The sequence below is a fragment of the Leisingera sp. ABM4_060 genome (assembly GCF_056158765.1).
This window is the reverse complement of record NZ_JBSWTX010000001.1, coordinates 1,618,088-1,636,031: the sequence shown is the minus strand read 5'-3', so window position 1 is coordinate 1,636,031 and position 17,944 is coordinate 1,618,088. Positions and strand designations below refer to the sequence as shown.

Below are 17,944 nucleotides of genomic sequence, written 5' to 3'. Positions count from 1 at the left end.
GGGTCGCGGCATGCGTATGACAGTCCTTTCCCTTGCTTCGATTTCCCTGCTGGCGGCCTGCAACGGCATTCAGCTCAACTCTGCAATTCTTGGCGGCCAAGGCGGGAGCGGCGCTGCGGCGCCGCAGGAGCCGGTGCTGGAACCGGTTCCCGGCGTGGACACGGTTGAGGCGGAGCCGCTGGCGCCTTCGTCTCCCTCTGCGCCGTCCTTCCGCGGCTCTGCCACTACGGTGGCCTCATTGGGCGATCCGTCGCTGCCGGGCCTGTGGATGGAGACACCCCTGGTTGCGGCCGAGCAGCAGGCGCTGATCCGCACCAGCCGCAACACGCAAGTGGTGCTGACGCTGAAACCGATTCCCGGAGCCGAGACCGGCGGCAGCCGCCTGTCGATTGGTGCGATGCGGGCACTGGGCCTGCCGCTGACGGAGTTGGCCGAGGTGCAGGTGCTGCCCGCGGGCTGATGTCTTCCTGACGGGGAGTGCAGCGCCCGCCTGCTTGGGCGGGACGGGCGCTGCCCGGCTTCGCCGGGCGGGCTTGTGGCGGCCTTAGGCGTCTTGCAGGTATTTGGCCGCTTCCTTGCGGGCAAAACTCTTCATGTCCGGCCCATGTTCCGCCAGAAACGCACGGGTGCGGTCCGCGTCGTGCTTGCTGAGGTCGCGCAGCCACCAGGCGATAGCCTTCTGGATGAACCAGTCCCGGTCCGGTACATAAGACGCCGCCCAGCCGAGGATGCGTTCGCGGACGTTCCGGTCTGCCGGTTTCAGATTGTTCATCTTGGCCCAGGGCAGGGTGGCGACCAGGGCGGCGCGGCGGGACCACATGTGGCCCGATTGCGTCCAGGCCTCCACCGTGTCCAGCCTTTCGGGGGCTGCCAGCAGCCGTTTCGAGACGGCAGAGCAAGCGTGGTCAGCTATCGCCCAGCTGTCAAATTGCGGCACCCAGGATTGCAGCAGCATCCAGACCTCAGCGTCTTCCTTGATCCGGGCCTGGGTCAGCAGTTTGGCGGCAGCGATGCGGGCCTCGAAGATATCCGTTTCCCACAGGGCGCGGGCCAGTTCCACGCGCTCGGCAAGGCTCAAAGACTGGCGCCAGGTTTTGGTGAGATCGTTGGTGGCCGGGTTGGGCACACCCAGCACTTCGCGGCTTTGCTTGTGATAGGCTGCCATCTGGTCTGCCCGGCCGGGTTCGACCCGGGCTTTAAGCTGCTCAAGATGGCTGTCCAGCAGAGGCGTTCCTGCCACGGAGGTCACACCGGCACCCCGGTGGGTTTGCCGTCAATGGTGGTCTGGTTCTTCTCTTCCCAATAGGCGCGGATGTCTGCGTCCGACTTGTTGTCGACCCATTTCTGCATGGTGTCGCGGTCGGACTGAAACTCCATGAAGGGCACCGCATAGCCGCAGGAGGTCTGCACCAGATCGACCGAAACGTCAAAGATCTGCCGGGCGCTGCGGTGGGCAGGGAACAGGGCGGCCAGCTCGTCCCAGCCGTCATCGCCCGCATGCAGCACCTTGGCGGTGCCATAGGTGCGCAGGATCATCGGGCGGGTGGTGAAGGAGCACCACATCAGGGTGATGCGGTTCACCTCCAGCAGGTGACCCGCAGTCTCGTTGCCGCTGCCGGTCAGGTTCATCCAGGCAATCCGGTCCGGCCCCAGCACCCGCAGCGAGTCCATCCCCTTGGGCGAGATGTTCACCCGGCCTTCAGGGCCCGCGGAGCCGGTGAAGAACATATGCTGCTCTTCAATGAAATTCCGGTGCGCCTCTTCGATCTGCGGGAACTGCTTTGCCATCAATCACTCCACTGTAACGGATTTTGCCAAATTCCTTGGCTGGTCCACATCGGTGCCCTTGGCCACCGCCGTGTGATAAGCCAAAAGCTGCGCCGGGATTGCGTAAAGGATCGGGGTCAGCGCTTCCTTCACCCGCGGCATGCGGATGGCGCACCAGACGTCCTCGCCGGCCTCGTCGATGCCATCCTGATCGGAGATCATCAGCACCTTGCCCTTGCGCGCCAGAACCTCCTGCATGTTGGAGACGGATTTGTCGAACAGCGTGTCCTTGGGGCTGAGCACAACCACCGGCATATGTTTGTCGATCAGTGCGATGGGACCGTGCTTCAGCTCGCCGCTCGCATAAGCCTCCGCGTGGATGTAGCTGATTTCCTTGAGTTTCAGCGCGCCTTCCAGCGCCAGCGGAAACATCAGGCCGCGGCCCAGGAACAACACGTCTCGGGCCTCGCTGACCTTTTGGGCCGCAACCCTGATCGCTTCGTTCTGCTCCAGCGCGGCTGACAGCACATTGGGCAACCCGCGGATCGCGGTGGCGTAGCCGGCCATGTCCTCCGGGCTCAGGTGGCCGCGGTCGCAAGCGGCTTTCAGCGCCAGGGACAAAAGCACCGTCAGCTGGCAGGTGAAGGCCTTGGTTGACGCGACGCCGATTTCCGGCCCGGCGTAAATCGGCAGCGCCAGATCGCTTTCCCGCGCGATGGAGCTTTCCGGCACGTTCACGACCGACAGGATCTTGTCCGCCTTCTCCTGGCAGTAGCGCAGGGCGGCAAGGGTGTCGGCGGTCTCGCCCGATTGGGACACGAACAGCGCCAGGGTCTTGCCCGGGATCGGCGGCTCGCGGTAGCGGAACTCCGAGGCGATATCGACCTCAACCGGCAGGCGGGCGATCTGTTCGAACCAGTATTTGGCAGTCAGACAGGCGTAATAGGCGGTGCCGCAGGCGACCATGGTCAGCCGTTCAACCTGCCCGAAGTCCACATCGCCGGGCAGGTGCACCGCGTCTTCCTCAACCGGCAGATAGTGGCGGATCGCCTCGGCAATCACATGCGGCTGCTCGGCGATTTCCTTGGCCATGAAATGCTTGTGCCCGGCCTTGTCGACCTGGGTGGCGTCGATCTGGATGGTTTTGGTCTCGCGGTTGACCAGGGCGCCATCGGCGTTGCGGATTTCGGCGCCTTGGCGGGAGACGACGGCGCGGTCGCCTTCCTCCAGATAGGTGATCCGGTCGGTGAGCGGAGCCAGCGCGATGGCATCGGAGCCCACGAACATCTCGCCGTTGCCGTGACCGATGGCCAGAGGCGAGCCCTTGCGGGCGGCGACGATCAAGTCTTCCTGGCCGTCAAACAGGAAGGCCAGCGCAAAGGCGCCCTCCAGCTGATCCAGTGTCTTGTAGGCGGCATCCACCGGGGATAGCCCTTCCTGCAGGTAGCGCTCGGTCATCAGGGCGACGGTTTCGGTGTCGGTCTCGGTGCGGAACTCCATACCGCAGTCCAGCAGTTCGGCGCGCAGTTCCTTGTAGTTCTCGATAATGCCGTTGTGCACCACTGCCACCGCGCCCGCGCGGTGCGGGTGGGCATTGCTGACCGAAGGCGCGCCATGGGTGGCCCAGCGGGTGTGGCCGATGCCGGATTTGCCGGCCAGCGGTTCATGCACCAGAAGGTCGGAGAGGTTCACCAGCTTGCCCACCGCGCGGCGGCGGCGCAGCTCGCCCTTGTTCACGGTGGCGATGCCTGCGCTGTCATAGCCGCGGTATTCCAGCCGCTTCAGCGCCTCGACCAGGATCGGGGCGGCCTCGTGATTACCCAGTACGCCGACAATTCCGCACATCACTTGGCTCCCTTCTGCAGGCGGGCCTTCTTGGCGCGCAGCATATCCATCAGCTTGCGCGCGCGGCCCGGTTTGTTGCTTTGCTCGGCGCGGGCAATGGCCAGGTCGCCGTCATCGACATTTTTGGTGACGACTGCACCGGTGGCCGTCATTGCCTCGTGGCCGACCCGGACCGGTGCCACCAGCATGGTGTTGGAGCCGATAAAGGCCCGTGCGCCGATCTCGGTGCGGTGTTTCATCACCCCGTCATAGTTGCAGGTAATTGTGCCCGCGCCAATGTTGGTTTCCTCACCCACCGAAGCATCGCCGATGTAACTGAGGTGGTTGACCTTGGCGCCCTCGGCGATCTCGGCGTTCTTGATCTCGACGAAGTTGCCGATGTGGGTGTTTTCGGCCAGCTCAGCACCTGGGCGCAGGCGGGCATAGGGCCCGACCGTGGCGCCGCGGCTGACATGGCAGCCCTCCAGATGCGAAAACGCGCGGATCAGCGCGCCGCTTTCCACCGTGACACCGGGGCCAAAAACCACATTGGGTTCGATCACGGTGTCGCGGCCGATGATGGTGTCGAATGCGAGATACACGGTTTCCGGCGCCATCAGGGTGACACCCAGGTCCAGCAGTTCTGCCCGGGCGCGGGTCTGGAACAGCGCATCTGCCTGCGCCAGCTCAGCGCGGGAGTTGATGCCCAGCGTCTCGGCCTCGTCGCAGGAGACCGCAGTGACGGATTTGCCTTCTTTACGGGCCAGTTCCACCAGATCGGTCAGGTAATACTCGCCCGAGGCATTTTCATTGCTGACCTTGGTGATCAGATCGAACATCGTCTGAGCATCACAGGCCATCAGCCCGGAATTGCAGAAGGAAATGGCGCGCTCGGCGTCAGAGGCGTCTTTGAACTCGACAATCCGCTCCAGACTGTCGCCGTCCATCACCAGGCGGCCATACCGGCCTGGATCGGCGGCCTCGAACCCCAGGATGACCAGATCGGCGCGTTGGCGGGCCTCGACCATGCGTTCCAGGGTGTCCGCGCTGACAAACGGGGTGTCGCCGTACAGAACAACGGCATCGCCCTCGAACCCGTCCAGCGCCGCCCGCGCCTGATCCACGGCGTGAGCGGTGCCCAGCTGCTCCTCCTGCAAGACGGTTTCCGCCGTCTCGTCAATGGCGGCGACGGCTTTTTGCACCGCCTCAGCTCCGTGCCCGGCCACCACGATCGTGCGTTCCGGCTCCAGCGCCCGGCCTGCGGCCATGGCATGCTCCAGCATGGGGGCCTGTGCGATCGGGTGCAGGACTTTGGGAAGGTCGGAGTTCATCCGCGTGCCTTTTCCGGCCGCCAGGATGACAAGGGCAATGCTCATAATCGCTTTTCTCTTTGTCTTTTTAGCGCTCCCGTTTTATCCGCTGAGGGGCGGGGCGCAAGGGACAGCGCCATCAAACAAGGTTGCGGGCTGCAACATGCGGTGGCGGAATACCGCCGGGAAGGGGCGCAAATGCGAACAGTGATCTTCGATCTGGACGGAACTTTGGCTGATACATCCGGCGATCTGCTGGCCGCGGCCAATGCCTGTTTCCGCCAGATGGGGCTGGGCGATGTGCTGACCCATCCCGAAGATGCAGGCATCGCCCTGCGCGGCGGCCGCAACATGCTGACAGCGGGTCTGAAGCGGGCCGGGCAGTTCGATCAGGCAACTGTTGATGAGTTCTACCCGGTGCTGCTGGAGGCTTACCGCGACGCCATTGATCACCATACCGTGATGTATCCCGGCGCGATGGAGGCCGTCGAGGCCTTGAAATCTGCGGGTTTCGGGGTCGGCATCTGCACCAACAAGCCGGAAGGTCTGGCGGAACAGCTGATGCGCAGCCTTGGTGTGCGGGATGCCTTTGCTTCGCTGGTTGGGGCGGACACGCTGCCGGTGCGCAAACCTGATCCTGAGCCGCTGTTCGAGGCCGCCCGCCGCGCGGGCGGCGATCCGGCCCGCACCCTGCTGGTTGGCGACAGCGACACCGACCGTAATACTTCGGCCGCGGCCGGCGTGCCGTCGGTGCTGGTGACCTTCGGGCCTTCCGGTGCGGATATGGAAGCCCTGAAGCCCGAAGCGCTGCTTGACCGTTTCGAGGATCTGCTGGCGCTCGCCGATCGCCTGATTGCGTGATTCCGCAACTAAGCTTCGAGATTTCAGGCCCTGCCGCTTGCCTCTTGACCCTTGCCGGGCGGCGGATCACAAACGCAGCATGAGCGAGACATTTTCCGGGTCATTCACCCAGCAGGAACCCATCCCCGAAGACGCCATCGAGGCCGCGCTGGCGGTGCTCCGCCACGGTCGGCTGCACCGCTATAACGTGGCGGAGGGCGAAGACGGTGAAACCGCGCTGCTGGAACAGGAGTTCGCGGCGCAAATGGGCGCGAAGTACTGCCTGGCAGTGGCGTCGGGCGGCTATGCGCTGGCAACCTCGCTGCGCGCGGTCGGAGTAAAGCCTGGCGGCAGGGTGCTGACCAATGCCTTCACGCTGGCACCGGTTCCGGGATCCATTGCCTCGGTCGGGGCGGAGCCGGTGTTTGTCGGGGTGACCGAAGACCTGACTATCGATCTGGATGATCTGGCTGCAAAGGCGGATCAGGCCAAGGTGCTGATGCTGTCCCACATGCGCGGGCATCTGTGCGACATGGACCGGCTGATGGAGATCTGCGACGGCGCCGGTATCACCGTGATCGAGGATTGCGCCCATACCATGGGGGCGTCCTGGAACGAAGTGCTCTCGGGCAAGCATGGCGCGGTGGGCTGCTACTCCTGCCAGACCTACAAGCACGTTAATTCGGGCGAGGGCGGGCTGCTCATCACCGATGATGAGGAGATCGCCGCCCGCGCCATCATGATGTCCGGCTCTTACATGCTGTATGGCCGCCACTTGGCGGGGCCGGGCCCGGAAGTGTTTGAGCGGGTGAAATATGAAACCCCCAATATCTCGGGCCGCATGGACAACCTGCGTGCCGCCATCCTGCGGCCGCAGCTGCGCGATCTGGATACCCAGGTGGCGCGCTGGAACGAGCGTTACCGCACTGTTGAAGATGGCCTGCGCGGCACGCCCGGCCTGACGGTGGTGGAGCGCCCCGTGCAGGAGGTCTACGTGGGGTCTTCCATCCAGTTTCTTCTGCTGGATTGGAGTGAGGAGGCGGTCCAGGAGGCCGTGCGCCGCTGTGGCGCGCGCGGGGTGGAGCTCAAATGGTTCGGCACGCCAGAGCCGGTCGCCTTCACCTCCCGCTATGACAGCTGGCGTTATGCGGAGACGCCGCGCCTGCCTAAAAGCGACCGGGTGCTGGCCGGTATCATCGACATGCGGGTGCCGCTGACCTTCAGCCTGGAAGACTGTGCCCAGATCGCCCGCATCATCCGGGCTGAGGTTTCCGCCGTTTTTCAGGGGGCATAGATCCCGCCTTTCAGCCAGCCGGAATTCTGCAAGAATTCCGGCCCGGAGATCCTATGATTTCCGTCCCGTTTTCCGCACCGGAAAACGGGTTTTCTTTGTTCTGGACGTTCGGAAAATTCGACGCTGCGTCCGTGGCTGCCGGACCGCCATTGACCCGAATCGCGGGCTCCTCTATTGAATTGAACAAGTGTTCATATAATCGCTGTTCCCGGGAGGATTTGCGGGATGTTCAATGCAAGCATGACTTTTGACCTAGGCGAAGACGTCAACGCCCTGCGCGACGCGGTGCACCGCTGGGCGCAGGAGCGCGTCAAGCCGATGGCGCAGGAGATCGACCAGAACAACGAATTTCCGGCCGAGCTGTGGCCGGAGATGGGAGAGCTGGGCCTTCTGGGCATCACCGTGCCGGAAGAATTCGGCGGCGCGGGCATGTCCTACCTGGCGCATACGGTCGCGATTGAGGAAATCGCCCGTGCCAGCGCCTCGGTCTCGCTGTCCTATGGGGCGCATTCCAATCTCTGCGTCAATCAGATCAAGCTGAACGGCAACGCGGAGCAAAAGGCGAAATACCTGCCGCGGCTGATCTCCGGCGAACACGTCGGTGCGCTGGCGATGTCCGAGGCGGGCGCAGGGTCGGACGTGGTCTCGATGAGCTTGCGTGCCGAAAAGCGCAATGATCACTTCCGGCTGAACGGCAACAAGTACTGGATCACCAACGGGCCTGACGCCGATACTCTGGTGGTCTATGCCAAGACCGATCCGGAAGCAGGTTCCAAAGGCATCACTGCCTTCCTGATCGAAAAGGAGATGACGGGGTTCACCACTTCCAGGCACTTCGACAAGCTGGGCATGCGCGGCTCCAACACGGCCGAACTGATCTTTGAGGATGTCGAAGTGCCGTTTGAGAACGTGCTGGGTGAAGAGGGCAAGGGCGTGCGCGTGCTGATGTCCGGCCTCGATTACGAGCGTGTGGTACTGGCCGGGATCGGCACCGGCATCATGGCCTCCTGCATGGATGAAATGATGCCCTACATGGCGGAGCGCAGGCAGTTCGGCCAGCCGATCGGGAACTTCCAGCTGATGCAGGCCAAGATTGCTGACATGTACACTGCAATGAACTCGGCCCGGGCCTATGTCTACGAGGTGGCGAAATCCTGCGACAAGGGTACGGTGACCCGCCAGGACGCCGCGGCCTGCTGTCTTTATGCGTCCGAAGTGGCGATGACCCAGGCCCATCAGGCGGTTCAGGCCTTTGGCGGTGCGGGCTATCTCTCTGACAACCCTGTGGGGCGCATCTTCCGCGACGCCAAGCTGATGGAGATCGGTGCCGGCACCAGCGAGATCCGCCGCATGCTGATCGGCCGCGAGCTGATGGGCACCATGTAGGCAAATGAAAACCCGCACCCCGGCAGAGGCGCGGGTTCAAGAGCCGGTCCGGCAGAGACTAGGAAAACTGCAGGACCGGAACCGGATCAGAAGGGATCAGAAACGGTGCACGTAGGCGACGTTCAGAACAACCGGATCGATCTCGGCGGTGCCGATGCCTGCGCCGTTCAGGGTGGCGTCGCTGTCGATGTCCATCCAGCGGACGTTGAAGCGCAGCGCACCCTGGTCGGAAATCTGGTAGTCGGCGCCTGCGTTGACGGCAATACCGAAGCTGTCGTCCAGCTCAAGCGTGCCAAGCGCGGTCTCTTCCTCGAAGAAAGTGGTGTAGTTCAGGCCGAGGCCAAGGAACGGCTTGATCTTGCCTGCGGTCGGGAAGTGGTAGTTGACCGAGATGGTCGGCGGCAGCTGTTTGGCCTTGGCGGCAAAGGCGCCGTTCAGGTTGATGTCATGAGAGAACGGCGAGGCGGCCAGCAGCTCGATACCCCAGTTGTCGCGGAAGAAGTACTCGACGGTCAGCGACAGCGCGGTGCCGTCGCCGATGTCGGCGGCCATGCCGGCCAGAGTGCCGTTGCCGGACTTGGGGTTCACATTGGCGATACCGGCGCCGACGGTCCAGTCGCCCTGCTGCTGCGCCAGCGCGGGGGCGGCCAGGGCGGCGAGGGCCGAAGTCAGTGCCAGAGCGGAAACCATGCGTTTCATGGGGTGCGTCCCTTTTTTTATGTTTGCCCGGCAGTGGTGCCCGCGGAAGCGCCCGGAAACCCTGATCTGGATCAAGAGTGCGCCTGTCTACCCGTTGAAAATGCAATGAAAAAACGCATGCCTGGTATGCGTTGCGGGAATGTCTAAACATGCATGACTCACGTAACATTCCGGGGCTGCGTGCTGATGGAAGCTGGGATTTGCCGAAGCAACTGAACATGGCATCCCAATGCCTGGCGCAGCCGCCGGAGGCCGTGGCCCTGATCGATATGACAGGCCCGGAGCGGCGGGACATCACCTATGGCGCGCTGGCAGAGATGGCGGACGGGCTTGCCCGCTACCTGCTGCAGCGCATCCAGCCGGGCGACCGTGTCGGAGTGCTGCTCAGCCAGTCTCCCTGGTGCGCCGCGGCGCATCTGGCGATCTGGAAGGCAGGCGGCATCTCGGTGCCCCTGTTCACGCTGTTCAAACGCGATGCGTTGGCCTCCCGTGCCGGCGACGCAGGCGTGCGCTTTGTCTTTACGGACGCGGAGGGCGCAGAACTGCTGGGCGATCTTGCCGAGGCCGTGATGGCAGACAGTGCCGGAACCGAAGGCGGCCCGGTGCCGTTCGCCGACACCGTACCGGACACCCCAGCGGTGCTGATCTACACCTCCGGCACCACTGGCAGCCCCAAGGGCGCCTTGCACGGCCACAGGGTGCTGACCGGCCACCTGCCGGGGGTTTCCATCAGCCACGATCACCTGGGGCAGGAGGGCGACTGCCTCTGGACCCCGGCTGACTGGGCCTGGATCGGCGGGCTGTTCGATGTGCTGATGCCGGGCCTGGCGCTGGGCGTGCCGGTGGTTGCGGCACGATTGGACAAGTTCACGCCCGAAGCCTGCGCTGACCTGATCGAACAGGCTGGTGTGCGCAATGTGTTTTTCCCGCCGACCGCGCTCAGGATGCTGAAGGCAGCGGGGCAGGGGCTCCGCGGTCTGCGCTCTGTTGCCAGCGGCGGAGAGCCCCTGGGCGCCGAGATGCTCGCCTGGGGCCGGCGGCAGCTGGGGGTGACCATCAACGAATTCTACGGCCAGACCGAGTGCAATATGGTGGCCTCGTCCTGTGCTGCCGATTTCGAGCCGCGTCCGGGCTGTATCGGCAAAGCGGTGCCGGGGCATGAACTGGCGGTGATCGATGAGGCAGGTAACAAGACGGAGGGCGAAGGCGATGTCGCCATCCGCCGCGGCTCTGCTTCGATGCTGCTGGAGTACTGGAACCGGTCCGAAGAGACCGCTGCCAAATTCCGCGGCGATTGGCTGGTCACTGGCGACCGCGGCATCTGGGAGGGCGATTACCTGCGGTTTGTGGGCCGTGAGGATGATGTGATCACCTCGGGCGGCTACCGCATCGGACCGGCGGAGATCGAGGATTGCCTGCTGACTTATCCGGCGGTGGCGACGGTGGGTGTTGTTGGCAAACCCGATCCGCTGCGCACAGAAATCGTCAAAGCCTATGTGGTGCTGAAAGCCGGTTCAGAGGCATCGGAAAAGGAACTGCAGGACTACGTCAAAGATCGCCTCGCCCATTATTCCTACCCGCGTGAGGTGGCGTTTTTGGAGGAACTACCGATGACGGTGACCGGCAAAGTGATCCGCAAGGCGCTGAAGGCGCTGGCTGCGGGGGAGGGGGCGTGATGACAGCCCCCATTTGCCGGGTCTGGTCAAGTTCAAGCCCTGACGTTCCGCATGTCAGCCAAGGCCACAACCTGATAGGAATCAGAATAAAGAAGTCTGCCGGGCGCTGCCGAGCGGAGGACAGCGACGTCAATGCCGTTTTCCTGCAGGAGCCAAGCCAGGTAGCGCGTTCGGCTGACGTGCATTTCTGCGCTGGATCGGAACCAGCAAACGCCGCTGCGTTCCCCAACGCGGCCAGGGCGGTAGTAAAAGCTGTCCAGAGCCTCAAGATTGGCGTTGAACCAGTCAAGTTCCCGGCGCACCTCGTTATGGTGCCAGGTCTTGATCTCGTCCGGAGTGTCGTACCAGAAGTCCAGAGCAGCCTGAAAAACACCCCGGTTCACACGGGCTCCGCCGTCCCGCGTGCGGGTCGCAAATCGGATGTACATGGAAAATCACCGCGCAGCGAGCGGGCCTTTCTTTGCGTCAAAATGAAAAAGGGAAGACATGCGCCTTCAGGCCAGCGGCCTGGCGGGCGTGTCAGCCTTTTGGAACGGCAAAGAAAAACATTGGCATACTCCGAAAGGTTTGGCGGATACCAAGGCCTTAACACGAAACGGTGCCGGTCTCATGCCGGCGATCAGCAACAGTTTGTTTCCACTAAGGGTAGTGTGGCATGAAACTCACATCCAAGGCGATGCCCTCTTCGGACGGCTTCAAGCAGAACCGCGCGGCGCATCTGGACGCGCTGGCGCAGATCAGCGAGGCGGCAGAGGCTGCGCGCATGTGTGGTGGCGAGAAATCCCGCGCCCGCCACGAAAGCCGCGGCAAGATGCTGCCGCGCCGCCGGGTGGCGAATTTGCTGGACCCCGGCTCGCCGTTCCTGGAGATCGGCGCGACCGCAGCGCACGCGATGTATGACGGAGCGGCTCCCGCGGCAGGGGTGATCGCGGGCATCGGCCGGGTGCAGGGGCAGGAAGTCATGGTGGTTTGCAATGACGCCACCGTGAAGGGCGGCACCTATTACCCGATGACGGTCAAGAAACACCTGCGGGCGCAGGAGATTGCCGAGGAAAACCGCCTGCCTTGCATCTATCTGGTCGATAGCGGCGGCGCGAACCTGCCCAATCAGGATGAGGTCTTCCCCGACCGCGACCATTTCGGGCGCATCTTCTACAATCAGGCGCGGATGTCGGCTAAGGGGATCCCCCAGATTGCCGTGGTCATGGGCTCCTGCACCGCGGGCGGCGCCTATGTGCCGGCGATGTCCGACGTCACCATCATCGTGAAGGAGCAGGGCACCATCTTTCTGGCCGGCCCGCCGCTGGTGAAGGCCGCCACGGGCGAGGTCGTCAGCGCCGAGGATCTTGGCGGCGGCGACGTGCATACGCGCCTCTCTGGCGTGGCGGATTACCTGGCCGAGGATGATGCCCATGCGCTGGCGCTGGCCCGGCGCGCGGTGCAGTCGCTGAACATCACCAAGCCGCTGACGGTGAACTGGGCCAGCCCGGAAGAGCCGGCTTACGACCCTGAGGAAATCCTCGGTGTGGTTCCAGGAGACCTGCGCACGCCTTATGACATCCGCGAGGTGATCGCACGGCTGGTCGACGGTTCCCGCTTTGACGAATTCAAGCCGCGCTTTGGCGAAACTCTGGTGACCGGCTTTGCCCACCTCAAGGGCTGCCCCATCGGCATCATCGCCAACAACGGGGTGCTGTTCTCCGAAGCCGCCCAGAAAGGGGCGCATTTCGTGGAACTGTGCAGCCAGCGCAAGATCCCGCTGCTGTTTCTGCAGAACATCACCGGCTTCATGGTGGGCCGCAAATATGAAAACGAGGGCATCGCCCGCCATGGCGCCAAGATGGTGACGGCGGTGGCCACCACCAATGTACCCAAGATCACCATGCTGGTCGGCGGCTCCTTTGGTGCCGGCAACTACGGCATGTCGGGCCGCGCCTACTCCCCGCGCTTCCTGTGGACCTGGCCGAATTCCCGCATCTCGGTTATGGGCGGCGAACAGGCCGCGGGCGTGCTGGCAACGGTGAAACGCGATGCCATCGAACGTCAGGGCGGCAGCTGGAGCGCTGACGAAGAAGCCGAATTCAAACGCCCCACTATCGAGATGTTCGAGGAGCAGAGCCACCCGCTCTATGCCTCCGCGCGTCTTTGGGACGACGGCATCATCGACCCGCGCAAAAGCCGCGACGTGCTGGCGCTGTCGCTGAGCGCGGCTCTGAATGCTCCGATCGAAGACACGCGCTTTGGCGTCTTCCGGATGTAAGATCCGGTCTTCATCTGGCTGAAAATATCCCGGGGGTCCGGGGGCTGGCCCCCGGCACCGCTGCTGCAAAAGAGGATACCCTCGATGTTTGACAAAATCCTGATTGCCAACCGCGGAGAAATTGCCTGCCGCGTGATGGAAACCGCCCGTGCCATGGGGGTGCGGACCGTTGCTGTCTACTCCGACGCCGATGCCGCTTCAAAACATGTGGCGCTGGCAGATGAGGCGGTTCATATCGGCGGCGCGGCCCCGGCCGCGTCGTATTTGCTGGGCGACCGTATCATCGGGGCCGCGAGAGCCACCGGTGCACAGGCCATTCACCCGGGCTATGGTTTTCTGTCCGAGAACCCCGAGTTTGTGGATGCGGTGGAGGCGGCAGGGCTCACCTTCATTGGCCCTTCGGCGGAGGCGATCCGCAAGATGGGCCTCAAGGACGCCGCCAAGGCGCTGATGGAAGAGGCCGGCGTGCCGGTGGTGCCGGGCTATCACGGCACCAACCAGGACCCAGAGTTCCTGGCCGGCGAGGCGGAGAAGATCGGCTATCCGGTGCTGATCAAGGCGGTTGCCGGCGGCGGCGGCAAGGGGATGCGGCTGGTTGAAGCGCCCGGTGACTTCGCGGACGCCCTGAAAAGCGCGCAGGGCGAGGCGACCACCGCATTCGGCAACCCGGATGTGCTGATCGAAAAATACATCCAGCAGCCTCGGCACATCGAGGTGCAGGTCTTTGGCGACGGCGAAACCGCGGTGCATCTGTTCGAACGCGACTGCTCCCTGCAGCGCCGCCATCAGAAGGTGATCGAGGAAGCGCCCGCACCGGGCATGACTGCGGAAATGCGCGAGGCGATGGGCCAGGCCGGCGTGCGCGCGGCGGAGGCCATCGGCTACAAGGGCGCAGGCACGGTTGAGTTCATCGTCGACGGCTCTGACGGGCTGCGCCCCGACGGGTTCTGGTTCATGGAAATGAACACCCGCCTGCAGGTGGAGCATCCGGTCACGGAGCTGATCACCGGCGTTGATCTGGTGGAATGGCAGCTGCGCGTTGCGTCGGGCGAGAGCCTGCCAGCCAAGCAGGAAGACCTCACCATCACCGGCCACGCCTTTGAGGCGCGGCTTTATGCGGAGGACGTGCCCAAGGGCTTCCTGCCGGCAACCGGCACGCTGACGCATCTGTCCTTCCCGGATGAGGCCCGCGCCGACAGCGGTGTGCGGGCTGGGGACACCATCAGCCCCTGGTACGACCCGATGATCGCCAAGGTGATCGTGCATGGCTCCACCCGCAAGGTGGCGCTGTCGCGGCTGGCCCGCGCGCTGGAGGAAACGCAAGTTGGCGGCACCGTCACCAACCTGGCCTTCCTCGGCGCCTTGGCGGCGCATGAGGGATTTGCAAGCGGCGAGGTGGACACCGGCCTGATTGCCCGCGATCTGAACGCGCTGACCGCTGCACCGGAAGTCGAACTGCGTCACAAGGCGGCGGCCGGCATGGTAGCGCTGAATCTGGTCGAGGCTTCTCCAGACACCGGCTTTACCCTATGGGCGCCGTTGCACCGGGCTGTCACCCTGTCCCATGCAGGCGAGGAGTTCACCGCCGATGTGCAGGTGGACGGGGTGAACCGGCAGCTCTGGACCGTTGAAGGCGAAACCGTTGTTGCGATGCGCAGCCAGGGCCAGTGGCGCATTGATGAGCGCCGGATGCCCGCGGTGTCGCAGTCGGGAACGCTGATCACCGTGCATGATGCCTATGGGCTGGAATTCACCGCGATTGACCCGCTGGACCGCGATGCGGCCGCGGGCGGCGACAGCAATGTGATCGAGGCGCCGATGCCGGGCCTCGTGAAGGCGGTCTTTGCCGAAGCAGGCCAAGCGGTGAAAGAGGGCGACCGGCTTGCGATTCTGGAAGCGATGAAGATGGAGCATTCGCTGCTGGCGGCCCGCGACGGTGTGGTGGCTGAGGTTCTGGCCTCTGCTGGCGATCAGGTCGAGGCGGGTGCTGCGCTGGTGCGGCTGGAGGAGGACGGCAGCTGACCGCGCGCCTGCGGCAGCTGCCGGGATTTGAGTATTTGGGACCAGAAAGAAGCAGGAGGCCCGGACATGGGTGAACGTGCCGAGATTTTCGAAGTCGGCCCGCGCGACGGGCTGCAGAATGAAAAACGGGAGATTCCGGTTGCGGAAAAGGTTGCGCTGACGGATTGCCTGAGCCGGGCCGGGTTCAAGCGGATCGAAGTGGCCAGCTTTGTATCGCCCAAATGGGTGCCGCAGATGGCGGGCAGCGCTGAAGTGCTGGCCGGGATCACCCGCGCGTCCGGTGTGCGCTATGCAGCGCTGACCCCCAACATGCGCGGTTATGAAGACGCGGTCGCTGCCAAGGCGGATGAGATCGCGGTCTTTGCGTCTGCCTCCGAAGGGTTCTCCAAAGCCAATATCAACGCCAGTATCGAGGAAAGCATCACCCGCTTCCTGCCCATTCTGGAGGCCGCCAAGGGGATTGGGCTGCCGGTCAGGGGCTATGTCTCCTGTGTGGCCGACTGTCCCTATGACGGGGCCACGCCGCCGGAAAAGGTGGCCGAGGTGGCCGAACGGCTGCACGCGCTCGGCTGTTACGAGATCTCGCTGGGCGACACCATTGGCCAGGGTACTCCGGAGGCGATCAGCGCGATGCTGAAGGTTGTCACCGCACGGGTGCCTGCGGCCAAGCTGGCGGGGCATTACCACGACACCGCAGGCCGGGCGCTGGACAATATCGAGGCCTCGCTGGCGCAGGGCGTACGGGTGTTCGATGCGGCCGTGGGCGGGCTTGGCGGCTGCCCCTATGCGCCCGGGGCAGCGGGCAATGTGGCAACGGAAGCGGTGCATAAGCGCTTGACGGAGCTGGGCTATGATACCGGCCTGAATGCGGATGTGCTGGAAGAAGCCGCGGCCCTGGCCCGGTCGATGCGCGGCCTGCAGTAAGATTTCAGCGGAGATATAGAATGTTTGAGACAATCACCCTGGAGACCGACGCCCGCGGCGTCTGCACCCTGACCTTGAACCGGGCGGAGAAGCACAACGCGATGTCCGGCCAGATGCTGCAGGAGCTGACGCTGGCGGCAAAGCGGCTGGCCGGGGACGAGACCGTTCGCGTGGTGGTGCTGACCGGTGCCGGCAAAAGTTTCTGCGCGGGCGGCGACCTTGCTTGGATGCGGGCGCAGATGGATGCGGATGCCGAAACCCGCGCGCGTGAGGCACGGGTGCTGGCGGAAATGCTGATGGCGCTCAACACTCTCCCGAAACCCTTGATCGGCGCGGTACAGGGGAATGCCTTTGGCGGCGGGGTCGGAATGGCGTCGGTTTGCGACGTAGCCATTGGTGCGGATCACCTGAAGATGGGCCTGACCGAAACAAAACTGGGACTGATTCCCGCCACCATCGGCCCCTACGTCATCGCCCGCATGGGCGAAGCCAAGGCGAGGCGGGTGTTCATGTCGGCCCGCTTGTTCGGCGCATCGGAAGCGGTGGAGCTGGGATTGCTGGCCAAAGCGGTGCCCGCGGACCAGCTGGCCGAAGCCATCGAGGCGGAAGTTGCCCCCTACCTGAATTGCGCCCCCGGCGCGGTTGCCGCGGCCAAGAAACTGGCCCGCGATCTGGGGCCGCGGCTGGACGGCAGCGTGATTGACCATACAATCAAGGCGCTTGTGGAGCGCTGGGAAGGGCCGGAAGCCGGCGAAGGGATTGCCGCGTTCTTTGAAAAGCGCAAACCGGTCTGGCAAGACTGAAAACCGGCATTTTTGACTCCTGTTTCGGCGGCGGCTGCAGTTTCCCCTGCGGCCGCTTTTCTTATGAAATTACTAAGAAATTACATGCATGTTGCGGCAGTGCTTTTTCCTGTCACAAACCCTTGTCGATTAACCTTGCCTTAGTTGACGCTGTGAGGGCGGGGGGGTATGCACGAGGCAAATCAACACGCCAATTGACGTCGCGCGGGAAACCGCCGGGGAAAGGAGCTGCTCTTGGAAGAGATGTTGAGGGAATACCTGCCGATCCTGGTCTTTCTGGCCGTCGCGGCAGGTTTGGGGATTGTCCTCATCCTGGCAGCCGTTGTGCTGGCGGTCCGCAACCCGGACCCGGAGAAGGTCAGCGCCTATGAATGCGGTTTCAACGCCTTCGATGATGCCCGTATGAAATTTGATGTCCGGTTCTACCTGGTGTCGATTCTCTTCATCATTTTCGACCTGGAAATTGCCTTCCTGTTTCCCTGGGCCGTCGGTTTCAAGGACATCAGCGACACCGGCTTCTGGTCGATGATGGTGTTCCTGGGCGTGCTGACCATTGGCTTCGCCTATGAGTGGAAGAAAGGGGCGCTGGAATGGCAGTGATGACCGGACCCAACACGGCGGGCGTGGACAAGGAAGTTGTCACCCGGGCCATCAATGCCGAGCTTCAGGACAAGGGTTTCCTGCTCACATCGGCTGAGGACATCATCAACTGGGCCCGCACCGGCTCGCTGCACTGGATGACCTTTGGTCTGGCCTGCTGCGCGGTGGAGATGATGCACACCTCGATGCCGCGCTATGACGCCGAACGCTTTGGCATCGCGCCGCGCGCCTCGCCGCGCCAGTCGGACGTGATGATCGTTGCCGGCACCCTGACCAACAAGATGGCACCGGCCCTGCGCAAGGTCTACGACCAGATGCCCGAGCCGCGCTACGTGATCTCGATGGGCTCCTGCGCCAACGGCGGCGGCTATTACCACTACAGCTATTCGGTGGTGCGCGGCTGCGACCGGGTTGTGCCGGTCGATGTTTATGTGCCGGGCTGCCCGCCAACCGCCGAGGCGCTGCTTTACGGCCTGATGCAGCTGCAGCGCAAGATCCGCCGCACCGGCACCCTGGTGCGCTAAGGAGGGGCGGAGAAG

At 63.8% G+C, this 17,944-nt stretch carries 17 protein-coding genes; 11 read left to right on the top strand and 6 right to left on the bottom strand.

Annotated elements, in window-relative coordinates; all coding sequences use genetic code 11:
* Positions 1-10: 10 nt before the first annotated feature.
* Positions 11-460: a hypothetical protein gene (locus ACXAEH_RS08135; RefSeq protein WP_475031957.1), complete on the top strand. Its 450-nt coding sequence runs from the start codon at positions 11-13 to the stop codon at positions 458-460.
* A gap of 84 nt (positions 461-544) precedes the next feature.
* Here ACXAEH_RS08135 and ACXAEH_RS08130 read toward each other — a convergent pair whose 3' ends face one another.
* From ACXAEH_RS08130 to glmU, 4 genes are read right to left on the bottom strand one after another with little or no spacing between them, the layout of a single operon-like run.
* On the bottom strand, positions 545-1,240 hold the full coding sequence (locus ACXAEH_RS08130) for a DNA alkylation repair protein (RefSeq protein ID WP_475031956.1): 696 nt from the start codon (positions 1,238-1,240) through the stop codon (positions 545-547).
* 5 nt (positions 1,241-1,245) lie between these two features.
* On the bottom strand, positions 1,246-1,788 hold the full coding sequence (locus ACXAEH_RS08125) for a pyridoxamine 5'-phosphate oxidase family protein (RefSeq protein WP_475031955.1): 543 nt from the start codon (positions 1,786-1,788) through the stop codon (positions 1,246-1,248).
* Positions 1,789-1,791: 3 nt separating this feature from the next.
* Positions 1,792-3,612, bottom strand: coding sequence for a glutamine--fructose-6-phosphate transaminase (isomerizing) (glmS, locus tag ACXAEH_RS08120; RefSeq protein ID WP_475031954.1), 1,821 nt, complete (start codon positions 3,610-3,612; stop codon positions 1,792-1,794).
* Entirely contained in the window at positions 3,612-4,967 is a 1,356-nt protein-coding gene (glmU, locus tag ACXAEH_RS08115; RefSeq protein ID WP_475031953.1) for a bifunctional UDP-N-acetylglucosamine diphosphorylase/glucosamine-1-phosphate N-acetyltransferase GlmU, read from the bottom strand. Before glmU ends, glmS begins: the two co-directional genes overlap by 1 nt.
* A 132-nt stretch (positions 4,968-5,099) precedes the next feature.
* Between glmU and ACXAEH_RS08110 the strand changes: the two genes are divergently transcribed.
* From ACXAEH_RS08110 to ACXAEH_RS08100, 3 genes are all read left to right on the top strand, one after another.
* Positions 5,100-5,762, top strand: a complete 663-nt coding sequence (locus tag ACXAEH_RS08110) for an HAD-IA family hydrolase (protein ID WP_475031952.1) — start codon at positions 5,100-5,102, stop codon at positions 5,760-5,762.
* 79 nt (positions 5,763-5,841) lie between these two features.
* Positions 5,842-7,035, top strand: a complete 1,194-nt coding sequence (locus ACXAEH_RS08105) for a DegT/DnrJ/EryC1/StrS family aminotransferase (protein WP_475031951.1) — start codon at positions 5,842-5,844, stop codon at positions 7,033-7,035.
* A 225-nt stretch (positions 7,036-7,260) separates the two neighbouring features.
* Positions 7,261-8,421: an isovaleryl-CoA dehydrogenase gene (locus ACXAEH_RS08100; protein ID WP_475031950.1), complete on the top strand. Its 1,161-nt coding sequence runs from the start codon at positions 7,261-7,263 to the stop codon at positions 8,419-8,421.
* Positions 8,422-8,517: 96 nt separating this feature from the next.
* Here the strand turns inward: ACXAEH_RS08100 and ACXAEH_RS08095 are convergent, their stop codons facing one another.
* Positions 8,518-9,120 (bottom strand): OmpW/AlkL family protein, encoded by a 603-nt coding sequence (locus ACXAEH_RS08095; RefSeq protein ID WP_475031949.1) that lies wholly within the window; start codon positions 9,118-9,120, stop codon positions 8,518-8,520.
* A 149-nt stretch (positions 9,121-9,269) separates the two neighbouring features.
* Here ACXAEH_RS08095 and ACXAEH_RS08090 point away from each other — a divergent pair, with 149 nt between their 5' ends.
* Positions 9,270-10,796, top strand: a complete 1,527-nt coding sequence (locus ACXAEH_RS08090) for an AMP-binding protein (protein ID WP_475031948.1) — start codon at positions 9,270-9,272, stop codon at positions 10,794-10,796.
* Positions 10,797-10,828: 32 nt separating this feature from the next.
* Here the strand turns inward: ACXAEH_RS08090 and ACXAEH_RS08085 are convergent, their stop codons facing one another.
* The gene (locus tag ACXAEH_RS08085) at positions 10,829-11,224 is read right to left on the bottom strand and encodes a hypothetical protein (RefSeq protein ID WP_475031947.1); all 396 of its coding nucleotides are present in this window, start codon (positions 11,222-11,224) and stop codon (positions 10,829-10,831) included.
* A 227-nt stretch (positions 11,225-11,451) separates the two neighbouring features.
* Between ACXAEH_RS08085 and ACXAEH_RS08080 the strand changes: the two genes are divergently transcribed.
* From ACXAEH_RS08080 to ACXAEH_RS08055, 6 genes are all read left to right on the top strand, one after another.
* Positions 11,452-13,056: a carboxyl transferase domain-containing protein gene (locus ACXAEH_RS08080; RefSeq protein WP_475031946.1), complete on the top strand. Its 1,605-nt coding sequence runs from the start codon at positions 11,452-11,454 to the stop codon at positions 13,054-13,056.
* A gap of 84 nt (positions 13,057-13,140) precedes the next feature.
* Positions 13,141-15,078, top strand: coding sequence for an acetyl/propionyl/methylcrotonyl-CoA carboxylase subunit alpha (locus ACXAEH_RS08075; RefSeq protein WP_475031945.1), 1,938 nt, complete (start codon positions 13,141-13,143; stop codon positions 15,076-15,078).
* A gap of 66 nt (positions 15,079-15,144) precedes the next feature.
* Positions 15,145-16,002, top strand: a complete 858-nt coding sequence (locus ACXAEH_RS08070; protein ID WP_475031944.1) for a hydroxymethylglutaryl-CoA lyase — start codon at positions 15,145-15,147, stop codon at positions 16,000-16,002.
* A gap of 20 nt (positions 16,003-16,022) precedes the next feature.
* Positions 16,023-16,805, top strand: a complete 783-nt coding sequence (locus ACXAEH_RS08065) for a crotonase/enoyl-CoA hydratase family protein (protein WP_475031943.1) — start codon at positions 16,023-16,025, stop codon at positions 16,803-16,805.
* A 234-nt stretch (positions 16,806-17,039) separates the two neighbouring features.
* The gene (locus ACXAEH_RS08060) at positions 17,040-17,405 is read left to right on the top strand and encodes an NADH-quinone oxidoreductase subunit A (protein ID WP_024090668.1); all 366 of its coding nucleotides are present in this window, start codon (positions 17,040-17,042) and stop codon (positions 17,403-17,405) included.
* Complete coding sequence (locus ACXAEH_RS08055; protein WP_019295997.1) at positions 17,396-17,929, top strand: NuoB/complex I 20 kDa subunit family protein; 534 nt, start codon at positions 17,396-17,398, stop codon at positions 17,927-17,929. The genes ACXAEH_RS08060 and ACXAEH_RS08055 overlap by 10 nt, the downstream gene beginning before the upstream one ends.
* The last annotated feature ends 15 nt before the right edge of the window (positions 17,930-17,944 follow it).